15 protein-coding genes and 2 tRNA genes are annotated in these 21,984 nt (G+C 64.2%); 6 read left to right on the forward strand and 11 right to left on the reverse strand.

The window, feature by feature from the left end; all coding sequences use genetic code 11:
• Positions 1–85: 85 nt before the first annotated feature.
• The 11 genes from fghA to sdhC all read right to left on the reverse strand — a co-directional run bounded on the left by fghA (position 86) and on the right by sdhC (position 14,121).
• Entirely contained in the window at positions 86–955 is an 870-nt protein-coding gene (gene fghA, locus A5892_RS14280; RefSeq protein ID WP_064123365.1) for an S-formylglutathione hydrolase, read from the reverse strand.
• 267 nt (positions 956–1,222) lie between these two features.
• Positions 1,223–1,891 (reverse strand): Crp/Fnr family transcriptional regulator, encoded by a 669-nt coding sequence (locus A5892_RS14285; protein WP_223302677.1) that lies wholly within the window; start codon positions 1,889–1,891, stop codon positions 1,223–1,225.
• 350 nt (positions 1,892–2,241) lie between these two features.
• Positions 2,242–3,114, reverse strand: a complete 873-nt coding sequence (gene sucD / locus A5892_RS14290; protein WP_064123367.1) for a succinate--CoA ligase subunit alpha — start codon at positions 3,112–3,114, stop codon at positions 2,242–2,244.
• Positions 3,111–4,280, reverse strand: coding sequence for an ADP-forming succinate--CoA ligase subunit beta (sucC, locus tag A5892_RS14295; protein ID WP_064123368.1), 1,170 nt, complete (start codon positions 4,278–4,280; stop codon positions 3,111–3,113). The genes sucD and sucC overlap by 4 nt, the downstream gene beginning before the upstream one ends.
• Before the next feature lie 262 nt (positions 4,281–4,542).
• Positions 4,543–5,982, reverse strand: coding sequence for a dihydrolipoyl dehydrogenase (gene lpdA, locus A5892_RS14300; protein WP_064123369.1), 1,440 nt, complete (start codon positions 5,980–5,982; stop codon positions 4,543–4,545).
• Positions 5,983–6,063: 81 nt separating this feature from the next.
• Positions 6,064–7,605, reverse strand: coding sequence for a 2-oxoglutarate dehydrogenase complex dihydrolipoyllysine-residue succinyltransferase (gene odhB / locus A5892_RS14305; RefSeq protein ID WP_064123370.1), 1,542 nt, complete (start codon positions 7,603–7,605; stop codon positions 6,064–6,066).
• Between the two features lie 143 nt (positions 7,606–7,748).
• Complete coding sequence (locus A5892_RS14310; protein WP_064123371.1) at positions 7,749–10,580, reverse strand: 2-oxoglutarate dehydrogenase E1 component; 2,832 nt, start codon at positions 10,578–10,580, stop codon at positions 7,749–7,751.
• Between the two features lie 297 nt (positions 10,581–10,877).
• A complete protein-coding gene (locus tag A5892_RS14315; RefSeq protein WP_064123372.1) occupies positions 10,878–11,588 on the reverse strand; it encodes a succinate dehydrogenase iron-sulfur subunit in 711 nt (236 codons plus the stop codon).
• A gap of 16 nt (positions 11,589–11,604) precedes the next feature.
• Complete coding sequence (gene sdhA, locus A5892_RS14320; protein WP_064123373.1) at positions 11,605–13,377, reverse strand: succinate dehydrogenase flavoprotein subunit; 1,773 nt, start codon at positions 13,375–13,377, stop codon at positions 11,605–11,607.
• A gap of 4 nt (positions 13,378–13,381) precedes the next feature.
• Positions 13,382–13,729 (reverse strand): succinate dehydrogenase, hydrophobic membrane anchor protein, encoded by a 348-nt coding sequence (gene sdhD, locus A5892_RS14325; RefSeq protein ID WP_027349962.1) that lies wholly within the window; start codon positions 13,727–13,729, stop codon positions 13,382–13,384.
• Positions 13,723–14,121 carry a succinate dehydrogenase, cytochrome b556 subunit gene (gene sdhC, locus A5892_RS14330; RefSeq protein WP_064123374.1) on the reverse strand — a complete coding sequence of 133 codons (399 nt, stop codon included), beginning with the start codon at positions 14,119–14,121 and terminating at the stop codon, positions 13,723–13,725. Before sdhC ends, sdhD begins: the two co-directional genes overlap by 7 nt.
• A 611-nt stretch (positions 14,122–14,732) precedes the next feature.
• Between sdhC and gltA the strand changes: the two genes are divergently transcribed.
• The 6 genes from gltA to cydC all read left to right on the forward strand — a co-directional run bounded on the left by gltA (position 14,733) and on the right by cydC (position 21,970).
• Positions 14,733–16,025: a citrate synthase gene (gene gltA / locus A5892_RS14335; RefSeq protein WP_064123375.1), complete on the forward strand. Its 1,293-nt coding sequence runs from the start codon at positions 14,733–14,735 to the stop codon at positions 16,023–16,025.
• A gap of 161 nt (positions 16,026–16,186) precedes the next feature.
• Positions 16,187–17,671, forward strand: coding sequence for a glutamate--tRNA ligase (gltX, locus tag A5892_RS14340; protein WP_064123376.1), 1,485 nt, complete (start codon positions 16,187–16,189; stop codon positions 17,669–17,671).
• A gap of 97 nt (positions 17,672–17,768) precedes the next feature.
• Positions 17,769–17,844 (forward strand) — tRNA-Ala (locus A5892_RS14345).
• Between the two features lie 8 nt (positions 17,845–17,852).
• A tRNA-Glu gene (locus tag A5892_RS14350) sits at positions 17,853–17,928 on the forward strand.
• A 450-nt stretch (positions 17,929–18,378) separates the two neighbouring features.
• The gene (gene cydD, locus A5892_RS14355; protein WP_082890481.1) at positions 18,379–20,205 is read left to right on the forward strand and encodes a thiol reductant ABC exporter subunit CydD; all 1,827 of its coding nucleotides are present in this window, start codon (positions 18,379–18,381) and stop codon (positions 20,203–20,205) included.
• Positions 20,198–21,970 carry a thiol reductant ABC exporter subunit CydC gene (cydC, locus tag A5892_RS14360; RefSeq protein ID WP_064123377.1) on the forward strand — a complete coding sequence of 591 codons (1,773 nt, stop codon included), beginning with the start codon at positions 20,198–20,200 and terminating at the stop codon, positions 21,968–21,970. The genes cydD and cydC overlap by 8 nt, the downstream gene beginning before the upstream one ends.
• Positions 21,971–21,984 lie beyond the last annotated feature (14 nt).

A 21,984-nucleotide genomic window follows, 5' to 3' on the forward strand; every position in this document is an offset into this window, starting at 1 on the left:
TGAGACCAGGCCTCAGCGCCGGGGCTCAGGCCGCTTTGGGCAATCTGCCTGGCTGGTGGCCGACCTGGCTCAGCGGCGCCTCAACTCAATCGAGCCGCTCGGCGTGATAGCGCAGATGATCGTCGACGAAGCTGGCGATGAAGAAATAGCTATGGTCGTAGCCGGGCTGGCGACGCAGCCATAGCGGATGGCCGCTCACTGCGCAGGCCTGTTCGAGCCGCTCTGTCTTGAGCTGGTTTTCGAGGAAGCCGTCCGCCTCCCCCTGGTCGACGAACAGCGCCAGGCGATCGGACTTGCCGCTGCCGGCGAGAATCAGCTCGCAGGCGTCGTACTGCTTCCACGACTCGCGGTCTTCTCCAAGATAGCCCGAGAACGCCTTCTCTCCCCATGGCACCGCGGTGGGGTTGACGATCGGTGAGAACGCCGACACCGAGGCATAGCGACCAGGGTTGCGCAGCGCCAGTACCAGCGCGCCGTGCCCGCCCATGGAGTGGCCGAAGATCGACTCACGTTCGGCTAATTCGAAGTTCGCCCGTACCACCTGGGGCAGTTCCTCGAGGACGTAGTCGTACATCCGGTAGTGATCGCGCCAGGGCGCTTCGGTGGCGTTGAGGTAGAACCCCGCCCCTGAGCCGAAATCATAGGCGTCATGCTCGCCGGGCAGGTCGAGTCCACGCGGGCTGGTGTCGGGACAGACGATCGCGAGGCCGAGCTGGCTGGCGAGCCGATGGGCGCCCGCCTTCTGCATGAAGTTCTCATCGGTGCAGGACAGTCCCGAAAGCCACCAGAGCAGCTTGGGCCGAGGATGAGCGGCCTGCTCCGGCAGGAAGATGCCGAAGATCATCGGGCAGTCGAGCACCCGAGAGTAGTGACGAAAACGTTTGTAGACGCCGCCGAAGCTCTTGTTAGCGGAGAGCTCTTCGAGAACGGTGACGTCTTGGCTGGACTGGCTCATTGCGCGGATTGCCTCTGTTGCCGAGGCGCACCGGACCGAATGGCGCGGCACGCGGCTGGAAATGGCGCCGCCGGGGCGGCATGCGTTCAGGGGTGGATGACGAGCGAGGATGCCTCGCGGATGGACTCCAGTCTAGCCAATCCAGAGGCCAGGCATGAGTGAGTCCGATTACAGAAGATTATCGCCATATGGCAACGATCCCTGCATCCTCTTTGCGATCCGCCATTGGCGTATCACCATGCTGCGGCTTGGAGCGCCTGGCGTGGCTCAGTAGTAGAGCCTTCGCATACCGTCGCTCATCGAGTTGGCCGAGAATCTCGCTATCTGGGAGATCCGCTCGGGGTCCGGCAGTTCGATGCGGTTGCGATGGCGATAGATCAAGCCCTCCTCGCGCAGGTCCGAGAAGGTACGACTGATATGCACAGCGCTCAGGCCAAGGATGTCGGCGAGCACCTGCTGCGACAGCGGCAGCTCGAACTGGTTGCCGATACCTCGATCGATACGCTTGAGCCGCACGTACATCTCGAAGATGAAATGCGAAAGCTTCTCCCGCGCGGTGCGCCGCCCAAGGTTCACCAAACGCTCGGTGAGCAGCGTCTGGTTGCGTGCGGAGATCGACAGCAAGGTCGAACCGAGCCGCGACGAGCTCTTGAACATGTTGCTCAGACGGTCCATCGACAGCCGGCATACTACGCCGGAGGTCAGCATGTTGACGTTGGCCAGCCGGCAGGCGAAAGAAAAGTCGGCCAGCCCGATCACATCCCCCGGCAGATAGACGTCGAGTACCTGCCGGGTGCCGTCGTTCATGTCGCGATAGGAGATTGCCCATCCCTGGCTGATCGCGTACAGATCTCCGGTTTCGTCTCCTTCTTTCCAAAGCGTCGTCCCCGCCGATACCCTCAGCGGCTCTTTCTCGAGCTCAGCAAGAATCTCCATATCACCATCGCTCAATTCCCCGTAATGACTGAACTGGGAAGCGATGCAGCTTTCTCGATGCGTCATGGTCAGCAGTCCACAATCTTGGTTAGCGTCTTTCTTAATATCGCAATTGATAGTGAATCAGCACCCGCCGGCGCACCGAACTCCCTGCTGCACGCTCTGCACAGTCGCCTGTCCATCGACGCAACCAGTTGATTCGCGCGGCGGTATTGTCAATCGTCGCAGCGCGCGGGCGGTATAACCTGAGTTATGTAAAACCATTTTACGACGCTTTTTTTGGCCCAAGAAAATGCCGGCCGCCTTGAAAGGCGCCCGGCATTCTGATCATCGGCTAGAGGCAACAGCGATTACCAGCCGGTGACTTCCTTCAGCGCATCGCCGATCTGCGCCAGCGAGCGTACGGTCTTGACCCCAGCGGCCTCGAGCGCGGCGAACTTCTCGTCCGCGGTGCCCGCACCACCGGAGATGATCGCTCCGGCGTGGCCCATGCGCTTGCCGGGAGGTGCAGTGACGCCTGCGATGTAGGAGACCACCGGCTTGGTCACGTGCTCCTTGATGTAGGCCGCTGCCTCTTCCTCGGCGGTGCCGCCGATCTCGCCGATCATGACGATCGCCTCGGTCTGCGGATCCTCCTGGAACAGCTTGAGGATGTCGATGAAGCTCGACCCCGGAATCGGGTCACCGCCGATACCGACGCAGCTCGACTGGCCGAAACCGTGGTCGGTGGTCTGCTTGACCGCTTCATAGGTCAGGGTGCCGGAGCGCGAAACGATCCCCACCTTGCCAGGCTTGTGGATGTGTCCCGGCATGATGCCGATCTTGCTCTGCCCGGGGGTGATCACGCCCGGGCAGTTCGGCCCGATCAAGCGCACGCCGAGCTCATCGCACTTGACCTTGACCTGGAGCATGTCGAGGGTCGGGATGCCTTCGGTGATGCAGACGATCAGCTTGATCCCGGCGTTGGCCGCCTCGAGGATCGAGTCCTTGCAAAACGCAGCCGGCACATAGATCACCGAGGCTTCGGCGCCGGTCTTCTCGACGGCTTCCTTGACGGTATCGAATACCGGCAGCTCGAGGTGGGTCTGGCCGCCTTTGCCCGGGGTCACGCCACCGACCATCTTGGTGCCGTATTCGATCGCCTGGGAGGAGTGGAAGGTGCCCTGGCCACCGGTGAAGCCTTGGCAGATGACCTTGGTGTTGCTGTCGATGAGGATGCTCATTGGTTGCCCCCTGCTGCTTTGACGACCTGCTGAGCCGCGTCGGTCAGGCTGGTAGCCGCAATGATGTTGAGACCGCTCTCGGCCAGTTTCTTCGCACCCAGTTCGGCGTTGTTGCCTTCCAGACGTACGACCACGGGCACTTCAACGCCCACCTGCTCGACCGCGCCGATGATGCCTTCAGCGATCATGTCGCAGCGCACGATGCCGCCGAAGATGTTGACCAGCACCGCTTTGACCGAATCATCCGAAAGGATGATCTTGAACGCCTCGGCCACGCGCTCCTTGGTCGCACCGCCACCTACGTCGAGGAAGTTGGCCGGCTGGCCACCGTTGAGCTTGATGATGTCCATGGTGCCCATGGCGAGACCGGCACCGTTGACCATGCAGCCAATGTTGCCGTCGAGCGCGACGTAGTTGAGCTCCCACTCGGCGGCATGCGCCTCGCGCTCATCCTCCTGGGAGGGGTCGCGCATCGCGCGCAGGTCCGGATGACGATAGAGCGCGTTGGAGTCGAGATTGATCTTGGCGTCGAGGCAGTGCAGGTCGCCCTGCTCGGTGATCACCAGCGGGTTGATCTCGAGCAGCGCCAGGTCCTTGTCCTCGAACATCTTGGCGAGGCCGAGGAAGATCTTGGTGAACTGGCCGAGCTGGGTCTTGTTCAGCCCCAGCTTGAAGCCAAGCTCACGCGCCTGGTAGGGCTGCGCGCCGACCAGCGGGTCGATGGTCGCCTTGAGGATCTTCTCGGGGGTCTCGTGCGCGACCTTCTCGATCTCGACGCCGCCCTCGGTCGAGGCCATGAACACGATCCGGCGGCTGGAACGATCGACCACCGCGCCCAGATAGAGCTCGTTGGCGATGTCGGTGCACGATTCGACCAGGATCTTGGCGACCGGTTGGCCTTTCTCGTCGGTCTGGTAGGTCACCAGGTTCTTGCCCAGCCACTGCTGAGCGAACGCCTTGGCCTCGTCGCGGCTCTTGACCAGCTTGACCCCACCGGCCTTGCCGCGCCCGCCGGCGTGAACCTGTGCCTTGACCACCCACATATCGCCGCCGATCTTGTCACAGGCAGCGGCGGCATCCTCGGGCGTATCGACTGCAAAGCCCTTGGATACCGGCAGGCCGTAGTCGGCGAACAGCTGCTTACCCTGATATTCGTGAAGGTTCATCGTCTCTCATGCCATTGGTTGCATTGGACTGTTTACGACCGCAATCGCCATGGACGCTGCCTGGTTCGGCGCCTGGAAGACACGCCCCCAGACGTCACACAGGGTCCCTGCATACGTAAGTCTCTCGACGGCCTCGCATGCGTCGGCTTGCGGGTCGCGTTGATGCGTTCGCGCAGGACACCAAGGCTTTTGAGCGCCTGGGCTCGGAGCGCGACGCGGCGACACCGATAGACGAAGAGGGCCTTGGGGCCCTCTTCGAATCTCACTTGCGCTTCTTGCGATTGGCCATGTGGATGGCGTGACCATCCACCGCCAGTGCTGCTTCGTGAATCGCCTCCGAGGTGGTCGGGTGAGCGAAACAGGTCAATGCCAGATCCTCGGCACTCGAGCCGAACTCGAGCGCGATGACTCCCTGGGCCACCAGTTCGCCGGCGTGCTGGGAGAGGATGTGGACGCCCAACACGCGGTCGGTCTTGGCGTCGGCGATCACCTTGGCCATTCCTTCCGATGCGTTGTTGGCCAGCGCCCGGCCATTGGCCGAGAACGGGAAGGTACCGACCTTGTAGTCGACGCCTTCGGCCTTGAGCTGCTGCTCGGTCTTGCCGACCCAGGCGACTTCCGGCGAGGTGTAGATCACGCTCGGGATCGCCTCGTAGTTCATCTGCGCTTTATGCCCGGCGATGATGTCGGCCACCATCACGCCCTCTTCCGAGGCCTTGTGCGCGAGCATCGGGCCGCGGACCACGTCGCCGATCGCGAATACGCCCTCGACGCTGGTACGGCACTGCTCATCGACCTTGATGAAGCCGCGCTGGTCGAGTTCGACGCCGGCATCGCCGGCGAGCAGCTTCTCGGTATAGGGCTTGCGGCCGACGCAGACGATCAGCTTGTCGAAGGCCTGGGTCTTCTCGCCATCCTTGTCGGCATAGCGCACTTCGACTTCGTTGCCGTTGATCTCGCTGCCGGTGACCTTGGCGCCGAGTTTGATCTCGAGGCCTTGCTTGGCGAGCAGCTTCTGGGCTTCCTTGGCGATCTGGGCATCCACCGAGGGAAGGAACTCCTCGAGCGCCTCGATCACCGTGACCTCGCTGCCGAGGCGACTCCATACCGAGCCGAGCTCGAGGCCGATCACCCCTGCGCCGATCACGCCGAGCCGCTTCGGCGCCTCGGTGAACTCGAGCGCCCCGCTCGAATCGACGATGATATCGCCGGTCAACGGAGCGGGCGGGATGTTGACCGGCACCGAACCGGAAGCGATCACCACCTGGCTCGCCTCGTACGTCTCGACGCTGCCATCGTGGCCCGTGACCTCGACCTTCTTGCCGGCGAGCAGCTTGCCTGCGCCCTCGAGCGCGGTGACGCCGTTGGCCTTGAACAGCATGCTGATGCCGCCGACGTTCTTGTTGATCACCTGCTGCTTGAACTCGAGCATCTTGGCGACGTTGGTCGAGACATCGCCGACCTCGATGCCAATCTCGGCGAAATGATCACGCGCCTCGACGAACTTGTGCGAGGTCTCGAGCAGCGCCTTCGAGGGAATGCAGCCGACGTTGAGGCAGGTGCCGCCGTGGACGGTCTTGCCTTCCTTGTTGACCCACTTCTCCACGCAGGCGGTCTTCAGTCCGAGCTGTGCGGCGCGGATGGCGGCAACATAGCCACCAGGGCCCGCGCCGATGACGATCACATCGAATTTATCGGCCATGAAATCTTCCCGATCCTTTGTTTACGACCCGCTCCGGAAAAAGGAGCGGGCCAATGACTAATCAGACGAGCGGGGCGCCGCTCAGACCTCGAGCAAAAAGCGCGCCGGATCCTCGAGCAGCTCCTTGACCGCGACCAGGAACTGGACCGCGTCCTTGCCGTCGATCATCCGGTGGTCATAGGAGAGCGCCAGGTACATCATCGGCCGGATCACCACCTGACCCTCGACTGCGATCGGACGCTCCTGGATCTTGTGCATCCCCAGAATCGCCGTCTGCGGCGGATTCAGGATCGGCGTCGACAGCAGCGAACCGAAGATCCCACCGTTGGTGATGGTGAAGGTGCCACCGGTCATGTCCTCAATGCCGAGCTTGCCATCGCGCCCGCGCTTGCCGAAATCGACGATCTGCTTCTCGACGTCGGCGAGCTTCATGCTGTCGGTGTCACGCAGCACCGGTACCACCAGCCCGCGCGGGGTCGAGACCGCGACGCCGATGTCCTGGTAGCCGTGGTAGACGATATCGGTGCCGTCGATAGAAGCGTTGACGTCCGGGAAGCGCTTGAGCGCCTCGGTACACGCCTTGACGAAAAAGCCCATGAAACCGAGCTTGGTGTCGTGGACCTTCTGGAAGACGTCGCGGTACTGGGCGCGCAGCGCCATCACCGCGCTCATGTCCACCTCGTTGTAGGTGGTCAGCATCGCCGCGGTCTGCTGCGCCTGGACCAGGCGCTTGGCGATGGTCTGGCGCAGCCGGCTCATCGGCACACGCTGCTCCGGACGCGCACCCTCGAACACCGGCGCGGCGGGCGCCGCCGCGGGCTTGGCCGCAGCAGGCGCAGCCCCCTTCTTCGCCGAGCCGGACTCCACCGCGGCGAGCACATCCTGCTTCAGCACCACGCCACTCTTGCCGCTGCCGTGGAGCTTCTCGACATCGAGATCGTGCTCGGCGGCCAGTTTGCGCGCGGCCGGAGACAGCCACTTGCTGCCGACCTGCTGGGCCTCGTCTTCCTCGGCCGCGGCCGGCTTGTCGCCGGCCGCCTGGGCGGGCGCTGCCGCCACGCCCCCTTCTGAGAACAGTGCCAGCACCTCTTCCGAGGCGACCTGGGCGCCCTCCTCGGCCTTGATCTCGCTGAGCGTGCCGTCGGCGGGAGCGACGACCTCGAGCACCACCTTGTCGGTTTCGATATCGACCAGCAGCTCGTCACGCTTGACTGCTTCACCCGGCTTCTTGTGCCAGGTGGAGACGGTACCCTCGGCGACCGACTCAGGGAACGAGGGCGCCTTGACCTCATGCACCTTGCCACTCGCCGCGGGTGCGTCGACCGGCCGCTGCTGCGGCTCTTCGGCGGCGGGCGCCGGCTGTGCACTGCTCTCGGGCTGCGCACCGGCCTCCCCGAGCACGCCGAGCACCTGTTCCGAGTCGCAGGTTTCGCCTTCGTTGACCTTGATCTCGCTGAGTACACCGTCGCTCGGGGCGACGACTTCGAGTACCACTTTATCGGTTTCGATCTCGACGATCAGTTCATCACGCTTGACCGCGTCGCCCGGCTGCTTGTGCCACGCGGCCACGGTGCCCTCGGCCACGGACTCGGGAAAGCTGGGCGCTTTGATATCGGTTGCCATGTAGGTTCCTTAAGTATCTCTTCTCTCGATAGCCGGCCTGTGGGGTGCCACCCATGACACGTGACGGTGCCGCGATACGAAGGCGCCGTCCACCGGCGCAAAGCCGGGGCGGTCTTTATCCCGCCCCGCACTGCGCCGGTGCTTCACGCCTTGAAGGCGTTCTCAACCAGCGACTTCTGCTGCTCGACGTGAACCGCCATGTATCCCGCCGCCGGAGCCGCCGAAGCAGCCCGCCCGGAGTAGCTGAGCCGCGCGCCCAGGCCGGGCCGGTGGGCCTCGACGACGCTTCTCAGATCGCTCTGGGTCGAATACCAGGCACCTTGGTTGCGCGGCTCCTCCTGGCACCAGCAGACCGACTCCAGCTGCTCGAAGGGCGCCAGCGCCGCTGCCAGGCTTTCCTCCGGGAAGGGATAGAGCTGCTCGATGCGGATGATCGCCACGTCGTCGCGCCCCTGCTCCTCGCGATAGGTGGCAAGGTCGTAGTAGACCTTGCCGGAGCAGAGGATCACGTGCTTGACCGTGGAGGGCTCACGCTCCCCTTGATCCGCAATGACCTGCTGGAAGCGCCCGGTCGCGAGCTCCTCCATGGTCGAGGTCGCATCCTTGTGGCGCAGCAGGCTCTTCGGCTGCATCACCACCAGCGGCTTGCGCAGCGGGCGCACCACCTGGCGGCGCAGCAGGTGGAACATCTGCGCCGGGGTGGTCGGCATCACCACCTGCATGTTCTGCTCCGCGCACATCTGCAGGAAGCGTTCGGGTCGTGCGGAAGAGTGCTCCGGCCCCTGGCCCTCGTAGCCATGCGGCAGCAGCAGGGTCAGACCGCACAGACGCCCCCACTTGGTCTCGCCGGAGGAGATGAACTGGTCGATCACCACCTGGGCACCGTTGGCGAAGTCACCGAACTGCGCCTCCCAGGCGATCAGCGCATTGGGCGTGGTGGTGGCGTAGCCATACTCGAATGCCAGCACCGCCTCCTCCGACAGGAAGGAGTCGTAGATCTCGAAGCTGGGCTGGCCTTCCTTGATGTGCTGCAGCGGAATCCAGGTGCTGCCATCGGTCTGGCTATGGATCACCGCGTGGCGATGGGAGAAGGTGCCCCGACCGCTGTCCTGGCCGGTGATCCTGATCGGATGGCCCTGGTCGATCAGCGTGGCGTAGGCCAGCGTCTCGGCGAAGCCCCAGTTGATCGGCGCCTGCCCAGTGATCATCTTGCGCCGGTCGTCGTAGATCTTGGCGACCTGGCGCTGGGTGCTGATGCGCTCGGGAATCACGCACATCGCGGTGGCCAGTTCACCGAGGCGCTTGGCATCGAACGAGGTGTCGTAATCGCCCGACCATTCATGGCCCAGATAGGGTTTCCAGTCGACGAACAGCGATGGGTTGGGCTGCTGGACCAGTGAGTTGACCACGTGGCTGCCGCTGTCCAGATGGCCTCGATAGTCATCGATCAGCCCCTGCGCATCAGCTTCGGAGATCACCCCATCGTCGATCAGCCGGGCAGCATAGAGCTCGCGGGTGGTCTTGTGCTTCTTGATCTCGGCATACATCAGCGGCTGGGTGCCGGAAGGCTCATCCGCTTCGTTGTGTCCACGGCGGCGGTAGCAGATCAGGTCGATCACTACGTCCTTGTGGAACTGCTGGCGATAGTCGATCGCCACCTGGGTGACGTGCTGCACCGCCTCCGGATCATCGCCGTTGACGTGGAAAATCGGCGCCTGGACCATCTTGGCGATATCGGTGCAGTACTCGGTGGAGCGTGCGTCGTCGGGACGCGAGGTGGTGAAGCCGACCTGGTTGTTGATCACGATGTGCACGGTGCCGCCGGTCTTGAACGCCCGCGTCTGCGACATCTGGAAGGTTTCCATCACCACGCCCTGGCCGGCGAAGGCGGCGTCGCCGTGTACCGCGATCGGCAGCACCTGGTCGCCGCTCAGGTCACCGCGCCGCTCCTGGCGGGCGCGCACCGACCCCTCCACCACCGGCGAGACGATCTCGAGGTGCGAGGGGTTGAAGGCGAGCGCGAGGTGGATCTCGCCCCCCGGGGTCATCACGTTGGAACTGAAGCCCTGGTGATACTTCACATCGCCCGACCCGCGCTCGATCATCTTCTTGCCGTCGAACTCGTCGATCAGCTCGGAGGGGCTCTTGCCGAGGATGTTGACCAGCAGGTTGAGGCGGCCACGGTGGGCCATGCCGATCACCACTTCCTTGGTGCCGTAGCCCCCGACGCGCTGGATCATCTCGTCGAGCATCGGAATGAACGACTCGCCGCCCTCGAGGCCGAAGCGCTTGGTCCCCGGGTACTTGCTCGCCAGATAGTTCTCCAGCCCCTCGGCAGCCGAGAGTCGCTCGAGGATGTGCAGGCGCACGTCGGCGGAGTAGTCCGGCTTGCCGCGCACCGACTCGAAGCGCTGCTGCAGCCAGCGTTTCTCCTCGGTGTTGACGATGTGCATGAACTCACAGCCGATCGAGCGGCAGTAGGTCTGGTCGAGCGCCTCGACGATCTCCGAGAGCTTGGCCTTGTCCTTGCCGATGAACAGCGAACCGGTCTGGAACTCGGTGTCCATGTCCGCTTTGGACAGCTGGTGGAAGGAGAGATCAAGATCGGGCACGGACTGCGGCACCCGCAGGCCGAGCGGGTCGATGTTGGCGCGCTGGTGGCCGCGGAAGCGGTAGGCGTTGATCAGCTGGAGCACCCGCACCTGCTGCTTGCCTTCGTCGCTCTCGCTGCCCGCGGCGATCACGCGCTGCCCCTGGCGGCCGAGCTGTTCGAACTGATCTCGTACCGGAGCGAGGGGGACGTCTTGGGCCGGGCTGCCCTCGTAGCTGGGAAGGGAATCGAAATACTCGCGCCATTCGGCGGGGATCGAGGCGGGGTCGGCGAGATACTGCTCGTAGAGCTCCTCGACGTAGTGAACGTTGCCCCCACTCATGTGGGAGGTGCGCCACATCAAATCCATTGTGCCTTCTTGCATGTCTCATCACCCTACATTTTGAGGGGCGGATCCGCGTCACGGCGGGCAAACCGCTGCGACGCCTCTCTCGAACAGCCTAGCATCGTGCCAGCCATGGGGTGTGATCCGTGTCACGGGCCGATGCCAGTGCGTTTCACTACGAGCGAACCGGCAATTGCCCTTTATCTTGACGGGCGAAAACGGAACTCGCCATATGCCGCTTTGCCGCAGTCGGGTGTCGACCTGCTCAACACCCTGCTGCGGCAAATTGTCGCACCCGTCAACGGACCCCCATGGTACCAAAGGTCACGCTGCGACTTAAGTGGCGTTGCTCATCAACATCTCGCGGATCTTGCCGATCGCCCGGGTGGGATTGAGCCCCTTCGGACATACGTTGACGCAGTTCATGATCCCACGGCAGCGGAACACGCTGAACGGATCGTCGAGCCCGGCGAGACGCTCACTGGTTGCATCGTCGCGGCTATCAGCGAGGAAGCGATAAGCCTGCAGCAGACCGGCGGGGCCGACGAACTTGTCCGGATTCCACCAGAACGAGGGGCACGAGGTCGAGCAGCAGGCACAGAGGATGCACTCGTAGAGCCCGTCGAGCTTGTCGCGCTCCTCCGGGGACTGCAGCCGCTCGATCGCAGGCGCTGGACCGCTGGTCTGCAGATAGGGCTGGATCCGCTCGTACTGGTGGTAGAACAGCGCCATGTCGACCACCAGGTCGCGAATCACCGGCAGGCCGGGCAGCGGGCGCAGCGTGAGCTTGCCGTTCTTGGTCACTTCGGAGACCGCGGTCACGCAGGTGAGCCCGTTCTTGCCGTTCATGTTCAGCCCGTCGGAGCCGCACACGCCCTCGCGGCAGCTGCGCCGGAACGCAAGGCTCGGGTCCTGCTCCTGGATCAGCTGGATGACGTTGAGCACCATCAGGTCGCGCCCGTGGGTATCGACCTGGAAGTCCTGCATGTAGGGCTTGTCGTCCGTTTCCGGGTTGTAGCGATAAACCGATACGTTGAGCATTGACATCTGACTCGCCTCCCCCTCAGTAGGTCCGGATCTTGGGCTCGAAACGTTCGACCGTCTTCGGCGCGAAGTTGACCTCGCGCTGACCGAGTCTCTTCTCGGTCGGGAAGTAGACCGAATGCTTCAGCCAGTTCTCATCGTCGCGATCGGGATAGTCTTCGCGGGAGTGCGCGCCACGGCTCTCGCGGCGGTTGAGCGCGGCGATCGCGGTGGCTTCGGCGACCTCGAAAAGGTTGTCCAGCTCGAGCGCTTCGACGCGCGCGGTGTTGAACACCTCGGACTTGTCGCTGAGATGCGCCTCGGCGATGCGCCCGCGCAGCTCGGCAAGCGCCTGGACGCCCTGCTGCATGGTCTCTTCCTTGCGAAACACGCCGAAGTTGTTCTGCATGATGGTCTGCAGCTCGCGCTTGAGCTCGGCGACCGACTCACCGCCGCTCGACTCGTTCCAGCGGCTCAGCCGCTTCATCGAAGTCTCGACGTCGGAATCGCTCGGCTCGAGGGCTTCGACCCCATCGTTGAGCGCGTTCTCGATGTACATACCCGCCGCGCGGCCGAACACCACCAGGTCGAGCAGCGAGTTACCGCCCAGGCGGTTGGCGCCGTGGACCGAGACGCAGGCGGCTTCGCCGCAGGCGAACAGACCGTTGATGACACGGTCCTTGCCATCCGCATCCACGGTCAGCGCCTGGCCATGAACGTTGGTCGGAATGCCACCCATCATGTAGTGACAGGTCGGCGTGACCGGAACGGGCTCCTTGACCGGATCGACATGGGCGAAGGTCTTGGACAGCTCGACGATGCCGGGCAGGCGCTTCATCAGCACGTCCTCGCCGAGGTGGTCGAGCTTGAGCAGCACGTGGTCGCCATTCGGGCCGCAGCCGCGCCCTTCGAGCACCTCGAGCACCATCGAGCGAGCAACCACGTCCCGACCGGCGAGGTCCTTGGCGTTCGGCGCATAGCGCTCCATGAAGCGCTCGCCGTCTTTGTTGATCAGGTAGCCGCCCTCACCGCGACAGCCCTCCGTGACCAGCACCCCCGCCCCATGGATACCGGTCGGGTGGAACTGCCACATCTCGATGTCCTGGACCGGGAAGCCCGCGCGCAGGGCCATGCCGATGCCGTCGCCGGTATTGATCAGCGCGTTGGTGGTGGAGGCGTAGATACGGCCCGCACCACCGGTCGCCAGCACCGTGGCCTTGGACTTGATCATCACGGTCTCGCCGGTCTCGATGCAGATCGCGATCACGCCGACCACATCGTCCTTGGCGTTCTTGACCAGATCCACCGCGTACCACTCGTCGAGGAACACGGTGTGGTTCTTCAGGTTGTTCTGGTAGAGCGTGTGCAGCAGCGCATGACCGGTACGGTCGGCCGCCGCGCAGGTGCGCGCCGCCTGGCCGCCCTTGCCGAAGTCCTTCGACTGCCCGCCGAACGGACGCTGGTAGATGCGACCGTTATCGAAGCGCGAGAACGGCAGGCCCATGTGCTCGAGCTCGAACACCGCCTTCGGTCCCTCCTGGCACATGTACTCGATCGCGTCCTGGTCGCCGATGTAGTCGGAGCCCTTGACGGTGTCGTACATGTGCCAGCGCCAGTCATCGTTCGGGTCGGCGCTGGCGATCGCACAGGTGATCCCGCCCTGGGCGGAAACGGTGTGGGAACGCGTGGGGAAGACCTTGGACAGCACCGCCGTGTTCTTGCCCGACTTGGCCAGTTCGAGGGCCGCACGAAGGCCCGCTCCGCCGCCACCGATGATGATCGCGTCGAAATTCATGCTACGCATTTGTGCCATCGAATCAGGCTCCCCAGAGAACTTGTACGGACCACACCACGAAGACGAAAAGCGCCAGGATCACGAACGCCTGAAGCGCCAGGCGCAGATTGGTCCACTTGATGTAGTCGGTGACCACCGTCCACAGCCCGATCCAGGCGTGGGCCGCGATGGAGAGCAGTGCGAGCAGGGTGAAGACGCGCATCGAGGTACGCTCGAACAGCCCCGACCAAGTGAGGTAGTCGAGCTGGGGATGGAGCAGCAGGTAGCCCACGATGAAAACGGTGTAGAGAGCCAGGATCACTGCGGAGGCGCGCTGGACCAGCCAGTCGGAGAGGCCGCTGCGCCCAAGGTTGGTGACGTTGGTTACCATACCCATACCCCCGCGAGCAGGATCAGCACGGCGCTCGCGATGATCACGATCTTCGAGGTGCGGATGCCGCCCTCGCGGTCGTCGGCGAAGTGCAGATCCATCGCCATGTGACGGATGCCGGCAACGAAGTGCAGCGCCAGCGCGGAGAGCAGGCCCCAGGCGACCAGCTTGGCGAAGAAGTTGTGCGCCAGGGCATCACGCACCGCCTCGAAGCCACGCTCTGAGGAGAGCGATGCATCGAAGGCCCAAAGCGCGAAGATGAGCCCAACGAACAGCATGACGCCAGTGATGCGGTGGGAGATCGAAACGAGGGCGGGAAGCGGCTGCTTTATCGTACTCAAGTCCAGGTTGACCGGACGCTTTGCAGTCTGTAGCGGCTTTTGGGTAGTCACGGTTTTCTTTCACTCTCTCGACCCGACCTGCGCAAGACTGCGATGCCGGGGTTGGTTTTGGAAAGCCTTTTACGGAATCCGCATCCAACGCCCCCGTATCGCTGCGCCTAGCTTCGCCAACAAACGCTGAACGCCAGTGAAATAGGGAACCTGGCACGGCTCCTTTGTCTTGATTTAACGGGCGAAAATTATAGTCCCGACAAAGCAAGATGACAAATTGACGCACTTTCGCGCACACTACCGCGGAGTTCGACAACACCCCGTGTACGCGACGCCGATTCGCCATGCGCATCCTACGCCCGTGATGCCGACCGCGCCACCGCCCAAGCCGCCTTCCAGACCCGAAAGCGACGAGGTGGAACACGACGCCTGCGTAACGACGCATACGCGTTCGAAACCTTGCAAGCGGGGTGGGCGGGCGGGCGCTAGACTTGCGTCACGACGCGATGATCGATCGATGTGGAGTGGCACGATCGAACCAGCTGCGCTGCCAGCGGCGAGATGATGATTCGGGCACGGCCAGCGCGCAGCAGCAACCGCGACGCTCCCCGGCACCGGCATGGAAGACACTCCCTAACAAGGACCTAGCATCCGCAAAGAGGAGGCCTTGAATGGCTGACAAGAAGGCACGCTTGACCATCGATGGCGCGGACGAGGCCATCGAACTGCCGATCTACTCCGGCACCCTGGGCCCGGACGTCATCGATGTGCGCGCCCTGGGCGGCTCCGGCTACTTCACCTACGACCCGGGCTTCGTCTCGACCGCCTCCTGCAATTCCGAGATCACCTACATCGACGGCCAGAAAGGGGTACTGCTGCACCGCGGCTATCCGATCGAGGAGCTGGCCCAGCACTCCAACTACCTGGAGCTCAGTTTCCTGCTGCTCAACGGCCATCTGCCGAGCCCGCAGGAGTACGAGGAGTTCTCCAAGACGATTCGTTACCACACCATGGTCCACGAACAGTTGGTGAACTTCTTCAAAGGCTTTCGCCGCGACGCCCACCCGATGGCGGTGATGTGCGGCACCGTAGGCGCCCTGGCGGCCTTTTACCACGACAGCCTGGACATCACCGCGGAGCGCGACCGGCAGATCTCCGCTCACCGGCTGATCGCCAAGATGCCGACGCTGGCGGCAATGTGCCACAAGTACTGCATCGGCCAACCGTTCGTCTATCCACGCAACGATCTGAGCTTCGCCGAGAACTTCCTCTACATGATGTTCAGCACGCCCTGCGAGGAGTACTTGCCGAACCCGATCTTCGCCAAGGCGATGGATCGGATATTCATGCTCCATGCCGATCATGAACAGAACGCCTCCACCTCGACGGTGCGCCTGGTCGGCTCCACCGGTGCCAACCCGTTCGCCTGCATCAGCGCCGGGATCGCCGCGCTCTGGGGCCCCGCCCACGGTGGCGCCAACGAAGCGGTACTGACCATGCTCGAGGAGATCGGCGACGACTCCGAAGAAAACATCCAGCGCTTCGTCGACCGCGCCAAGGACAAAGACGATCCGTTCCGGCTGATGGGCTTCGGCCACCGCGTCTATCGCAACTTCGACCCGCGCGCCAAGGTGATGAAGGAGACCTGCGACGAGGTGCTCAGCGAGCTCGGCCTCGGCGAGGACCCGCAGCTCAAGATCGCCAAGCGGCTCGAGCAGATCGCCCTGGAAGACGAATACTTCGTCGAGCGCAAGCTCTATCCCAACGTCGACTTCTACTCCGGGATCATCCTCCGCGCGATCGGCATCCCGACCAACATGTTCACGGTGATCTTCGCCATGGCCCGTACCATCGGCTGGGTCTCACACTGGAACGAGATGATCGCCAACGGCACCAAGATCGGCCGTCCCCGCCAGCTCTACACCGGTCCCGAGCTGCGCCACTACCCGGCGAAACAGGACTGACCCGTTCACCGGCGCCGCACGGGCGCTGAGTGCAGAGCGCCGGCGAACCACGCCGGCGCCCAGACTTCCCTCCAGACACACCGCCTCAAAGCGATATACTATTCGCCGTTACCGCGGCACGCCCGCCGATACCGTCACCGTAAGACAAGGCGCACCCTGCAATGACCGTACGCACCCGCATCGCCCCCTCTCCCACCGGCGACCCCCACGTCGGCACCGCCTACGTGGCGCTGTTCAATCTCTGCTTCGCCAAGCAGCACGGGGGCGAATTCATCCTGCGCATCGAGGACACCGACCAGACCCGTTCGACCCGTGCTTCCGAGCAGGTGATCTTCGATTCGCTGCACTGGCTCGGCATCGAGTGGAGCGAAGGGCCCGACGTCGGCGGACCGCACGCGCCTTACCGACAGAGCGAGCGTGGCGATATCTACGTAGAGCACGTCCAGCGCCTGCTCAACTCAGGCCACGCCTTCAAGTGCTACCGCACCACTGAAGAGCTGGAAGCTCTGCGCGAGGCGCGCCGCGCCGAAGGCAACTTCAGCGCCCTGAAGCAGGACGACCTCGCCCTGCCCAGCGACGAAGTCGCCCGCCGCGAGGCGAGGGGCGAGCCCTACGTGGTGCGGATGAAGGTGCCGAGCGAAGGGGTTTGCGTGGTCGAGGACCTGCTGCGCGGCCCGATCGAGCTCGATTGGGCCCAGGTCGACGCCCAGATCCTGATGAAGTCGGACGGCATGCCGACCTATCACCTCGCCAATGTGGTCGACGACCACCTGATGGGCATCACCCACGTGCTGCGCGGCGAAGAGTGGATCAACTCCGCTTCCAAGCACAAGCTGCTCTACCAGTACTTCGGCTGGGAAATGCCGGTGCTCTGCCACCTGCCGCTGCTGCGCAATCCGGACAAGACCAAGCTGTCGAAGCGCAAGAATCCGACTTCGATCAACTACTACCGCAAGATGGGCTATCTCCCCCAGGCGCTGCTCAACTACCTCGGCAGGATGGGCTGGTCGATGCCGGACGAGCGCGAAAAGTTCAGCCTCGAACAGATGCAGGCCCATTTCGACATCCAGCGCGTCTCGCTGGGCGGTCCGGTGTTCGATCTCGACAAGCTGACCTGGCTGAACGGCGTCTATCTGCGCGAGGATCTGAGCGACGAGCAGTTCGTCGAGGCCATGCGCGAGTGGGCGTTCAACGATGACTACATCGCCAAGCTCCTTCCCGAAGTCCGCCCCCGGGTGCAGACGCTCTCAGAGGTCATCCCGCTCGCTGGCCATTTCTTCTCCGGGGTACCCAAGCTCGAGGCCGACGACTTCGAGGCGATCGCGATCGACCAGGAACGCCAGGTCGCACTGCTGCAGTTTTTGGCCTGGCGGCTCGAAGCGCTCGAAGAGTGGAGCAAGGAAGCGCTGATGGCCCAGGCCAGGACGCTTGCCGAACATTTCGAGCTGAAAATGAAGGTGTTCCTCGCGCCAGTGTTCGTCGCCATCACCGGCAGCCTTACCTCCACCTCGGTACTCGATGCGATGGCGATCATCGGCTCCGATCTGACCCGCGCGCGCCTGCGCAACGCGATCGAGGTGCTGGGAGGGGTGTCGAAGAAGCGGGCCAAAGCGTTGGAGAAGGAGTATCGCTCGATCGCCCCTTGAGGGGTTGACGAGCCGCGGGGTGCTGCGTATCATGCGCCCCGTTCTCGAGCGACTCACGTTCGAAACTCCTTTCTCAGTCGATAGTTAGTTCGACTCTGGGGCCTTAGCTCAGCTGGGAGAGCGCAACGCTGGCAGCGTTGAGGTCATCGGTTCGATCCCGATAGGCTCCACCATCCATTATGTCCCGTTCGTCTAGTGGTCTAGGACACCGCCCTTTCACGGCGGTAACAAGGGTTCGAACCCCTTACGGGACGCCATTTCCCGTCTAGTCGTCGCCTCGCGATGGTCATTTTTCGCCCTGAGCGGATTAACGGACCCTTGACTTTTCCACCGCGTCTTCACTGTTACTATTTTTTTCCGCACGATCCAACGCGGCAAGTGCACATGCCTATTCCGTGGCAATATATTCTTGAAAATCAACAAGTTAAACATGGTCAAAAAACAGACAATCTGTCTTCAGCCCTTGTCTTTCGGCGATTAGCGGGCTTCGAGGACAGCTTTTTCACAAGGTTATCCACAGAAAGTGTGGACAACGGCATCCGTCTTCGCGAATACAGCTTCGACGTCATTCGTCAAGCTTGGCATCAGTCACCTTGGTACAACGGGCCGACGGAAAAACGTCCCACCCAGGGTGAGCGTGCGACAGTTGGTCGCCTGCTCTACATCACCGCGATCGCCTACCATGTCGGCGACGCATTGGAGTACCCATGGCCTCCGTTAACTCGAGTTCACCCGCCGCGCCCGTCGGCTCGCCCTCTTCCGCCTCCCCCACACCGGCCCAATGGCTGCGGGTCAACGCTGCTCGCTCGGGCCACTGGCCCCGGGTGGCGATCCTGGCGGCGGCCTTGTCCACGCTGCTGCTGCTGGTCCAGGCCTGGGCGATCGCCACGATCGCCCAGCGAATGGTGATCGACGCAGCCGACTTCTCCACGCTGCTGGTGCCGCTGCTGGTGCTGCCCTGTGCTTTCATCGCCCGCGGCCTCTGCGCGCGGCTGAAGACCCTGGCCGGCACCCGCGCAGGCATCCTGGTGCGCCAGTCGATCCGCGCCGAACTGCTCCAGCGCCTGGGCGAGCGCGGCCCGCTGTGGGCACGACGCCAGCACAGCGCGACGCTGGGCAACCGGATCTGGGACCAGGTCGACGCGCTGCACGGCTACTACGCAGACTACCGCCCACAGATGATGCTCTGTGCGCTGATCCCGCTGATCATCCTGGTCGCGGTGTTCCCGCTAAACTGGGCGGCCGGCCTGATCCTGCTGATCACCGGGCCGATGATCCCGCTGAACATGGCGATGATCGGCTGGGGAGCGAAGAGCCTGCAGGAGGCCCAGTTCCGTGAAATGAACCGGCTCGGTCGCCATTTCCTCGACACCGTGCGCGGGCTGCCGACGCTCAAGCTTTTCGGCATCGGCCGCGCCCAGGCGGCCAGCGTCGAGCGGATCTCGGAGGACTTCCGCCGTCGTACGATGAAGGTGCTGCGGCTCGCCTTTCTCTCCTCCACCGCGCTCGAATTCTTCGCCTCGGTGTCGATCGCGCTGCTGGCGATCTACATCGGCTTCAGCTACCTCGGCCACTTCAGCTTCGGTACCTGGGATCATGGCTTGAGCCTGTTCATCGGGCTGTTCATCCTGGTGCTCGCGCCCGAGTACTATCAGCCGCTGCGGGACCTCGGCACCCACTATCACGCCAAGGCCGAAGCCGAAGCCGCGGCCGAGGACCTGATTCCGCTGCTCGCCCGAGACGCCGTTGACGGCGAAATCCCGCCCGCCCGCGGCTGGCGCCCGCCCGAGCGCCTCGGCCTGCGTCTGCACCAGGTGGTGGCACGCTATCCTGGCCAGCTGCGCCCGGCGCTCGATGGGCTCGATCTCGAACTCCGTCCCGGCGAGACGCTCGCGGTGATCGGCCCCAGCGGGGCGGGCAAGACCACCCTGCTCAACGTGCTGCTCGGCTTTCTGCCGATCGAGTCGGGAAGCCTTGCGAGCGACGCCGGCGAGCCGCTCGCCGACCTCGCCCGCGAGGAGTGGCAGCGGGGCCTTGGCTGGGTAGGACAGCGCCCGGCGCTGATCAAGGGCAACCTCGCCGACAATCTACGCTTGGCCGCGAACGGCGAGGTGGACGACGCTGCGCTCTGGAGGGCACTCGAACAGGCCCAGCTCAAGCCCTGGGCACGAGCGCTGCCGAGAGGCCTCGACACCGCGATCGGCGAAGGTGGCCAGCCGGTCTCCGGCGGCCAGGCGCGGCGCATCGCGCTGGCCCGAGCGTTCCTGCGCGACGCGCCGCTCACTCTGCTCGACGAGCCGACCGCGAGCCTCGATGTCGAAAGCGAAGAGCTGGTGATCGATGCGCTCGACCGTCTGCGTCGGGGACGCACGCTGGTGATGCTCACTCATCGGCTGGAGCTGCTGCGCCTCGCCGACCGTATCCTGGTTCTCGAGAATGGCCGCGCCACGGCCTGCGCCGACTTCGCCACCTTGAGCGCGCCGGGTGGCCCGCTCGCCTACCTGGCGCAGCCACGAGGGCTTCAGCATGTCTGAATCGCGCCCATCCCCCGCTCGCGGCACGCTGGCCGAACTCGCGCCCTATCTCGCCGAGATGCGGCCCCACCTGCTGCTGCTCGCCACTGGGCTTGCGCTCAACCTGGTCGCGGTCGCCTCGAGCATCGGGCTGATCGCGCTCTCGGGCTGGTTCCTCAGTGCTTCGGCCTTCGCCGGCCTGAGCGTGGCCACCGCCACCGTCTTCAACTACATGCTGCCTTCCGCAGGCGTGCGACTGTTCGCCACCACCCGCACTCTCGGACGCTACGGTGAGCGGGTCGCCACCCATGAGGGCACCCTGAGGCTGCTGTCGCGGCTGCGTCGCAAGGTGTACCTGGCGATCGAACCGCTCTCCCCGGCCGCACTGCAGCGCATCGGCAGCAGCGAGCTGAGCACCCGGCTGACCGCCGACGTCGATGCCCTCGATGCACTCTACGTCCGCGTCCTGGTGCCTTCGCTGGTAGCGGCACTGGCGATCGTCGGCTGCGCGGTACTGGTCGGCGTTTTCGCGCCGATGATCGGTGTGTTCGTCGCCGTTGCCCTTTCGATCTCGGCACTGCTCGGCCCCTGGCTCGCCTGGCGACGTGGCAGCCGCCATGCAGATCGCTGGCAGCGCCTCGACACAAGCCTCAGGGCACGCTTGCTCGAGCGCCTGGAGACCTTCGCCGAGCTGAGTCTCTATGGCCGCTGGGGAGCCGAGCGCGACGAGCTGCTCAGCCGCCAGCGCGAAAGGGACGACGAGCAGTTGACCCTTGCCCGCCGCTGGGGAGACTCACAGCTGCTCTCCCAGCTGCTGCTGGGCCTGAGCGTCACCGGCGCCCTGGCGCTGGCGGCCTGGTGGTCGATTCACCATGGTCTGAATGCGAGCCTGGTGGCGCTGATCGGCCTCGGCGTACTCGCCGCCTTCGAGGCACTGATGATGCTGCCACAGGCCTGGCAGGAGCTCGGCAAGGTCAACCGCGCCGCCCGCAGGCTCAACCAGCTGAGCGAATCGGTGCCGACGATCCGCTTCCCCGACCACGATCTCGCTGAACCCAGCGACCAACGCCTCAGCCTGCGCGGCGTCGAGCTCGCCTACGACGGTCACCCCGTACTACGGGGAGTGGACCTGGAACTCGCCGTCGGCGAGCACCTCGCCCTGATCGGTCCTTCCGGCGGCGGCAAGACCACGCTTTTCAACCTGCTCACGCGGTTCATCGACCCCGACGCCGGCAGCCTGCGGATCGGCGGCGTACCGCTCGCCTCGCTGAGCGAAGCGAGCCTGCGCAAGCGCTTCGCCGTCGCCCTTCAGGAAGTGCAGATTTTCAGCGCCACCTATCGCGACAACCTGCGCCTCGGTGCCCGGGATATCGACGACAGGAGCTTGATCGAGATGCTCGAGGCGCTCGGCCTCGGCGGCTGGCTGCGCGACCAGCCGGAGGGCCTCGACAGCTGGCCCGACGAGGGCGGAAGTTCGCTGTCGGGCGGCCAGCTGCGCCGTTTCGGCCTCGCCCGGGCGCTATTGAGCAAGGCACCGATCGTACTGCTCGACGAGCCCACCGAAGGGCTCGACCGGGTCACCCAGGCGCAGGTGATGGCGCACGTCCATGCCTGCTGCCGGAATCGCTCGCTGATCGCGATCACCCATCGCCTGCAGGATCTCGATGCCTTCGACCGCTGCGTGATCGTCGATCAGGGCAGGATCATCGAAGCCGGTGCGCCGCGTGCGCTGGCGCTCGATCCGGACAGCCGCCTCAGCGCGCTGTACCGGGAGCTGCGGCTTTGAGTCGCGGCCCGGCG

The organism is Halotalea alkalilenta (assembly GCF_001648175.1).
In the GTDB taxonomy this organism is placed as follows: Bacteria; Pseudomonadota; Gammaproteobacteria; order Pseudomonadales; family Halomonadaceae; genus Halotalea; species Halotalea alkalilenta_A.

Excerpts from the sequence above, each read along its gene's own strand:
- A5892_RS14285 (WP_223302677.1), bottom strand. The coding sequence starts at position 1,891 with ATGGAGATTCTTGCTGAGCTCGAGAAAGAGCCGCTGAGGGTATCGGCG.
- sucC (WP_064123368.1), bottom strand. The coding sequence starts at position 4,280 with ATGAACCTTCACGAATATCAGGGTAAGCAGCTGTTCGCCGACTACGGC.
- cydD (WP_082890481.1), top strand. The coding sequence starts at position 18,379 with ATGGCCTCCGTTAACTCGAGTTCACCCGCCGCGCCCGTCGGCTCGCCC.
- odhB (WP_064123370.1), bottom strand. The coding sequence starts at position 7,605 with ATGGCAACCGATATCAAAGCGCCCAGCTTTCCCGAGTCCGTGGCCGAG.
- gltA (WP_064123375.1), top strand. The coding sequence starts at position 14,733 with ATGGCTGACAAGAAGGCACGCTTGACCATCGATGGCGCGGACGAGGCC.
- sdhA (WP_064123373.1), bottom strand. The coding sequence starts at position 13,377 with ATGGCACAAATGCGTAGCATGAATTTCGACGCGATCATCATCGGTGGC.
- sucD (WP_064123367.1), bottom strand. The coding sequence starts at position 3,114 with ATGAGCATCCTCATCGACAGCAACACCAAGGTCATCTGCCAAGGCTTC.
- cydC (WP_064123377.1), top strand. The coding sequence starts at position 20,198 with ATGTCTGAATCGCGCCCATCCCCCGCTCGCGGCACGCTGGCCGAACTC.
- lpdA (WP_064123369.1), bottom strand. The coding sequence starts at position 5,982 with ATGGCCGATAAATTCGATGTGATCGTCATCGGCGCGGGCCCTGGTGGC.
- A5892_RS14310 (WP_064123371.1), bottom strand. The coding sequence starts at position 10,580 with ATGCAAGAAGGCACAATGGATTTGATGTGGCGCACCTCCCACATGAGT.
- sdhD (WP_027349962.1), bottom strand. The coding sequence starts at position 13,729 with ATGGTAACCAACGTCACCAACCTTGGGCGCAGCGGCCTCTCCGACTGG.
- A5892_RS14315 (WP_064123372.1), bottom strand. The coding sequence starts at position 11,588 with ATGTCAATGCTCAACGTATCGGTTTATCGCTACAACCCGGAAACGGAC.
- fghA (WP_064123365.1), bottom strand. The coding sequence starts at position 955 with ATGAGCCAGTCCAGCCAAGACGTCACCGTTCTCGAAGAGCTCTCCGCT.
- gltX (WP_064123376.1), top strand. The coding sequence starts at position 16,187 with ATGACCGTACGCACCCGCATCGCCCCCTCTCCCACCGGCGACCCCCAC.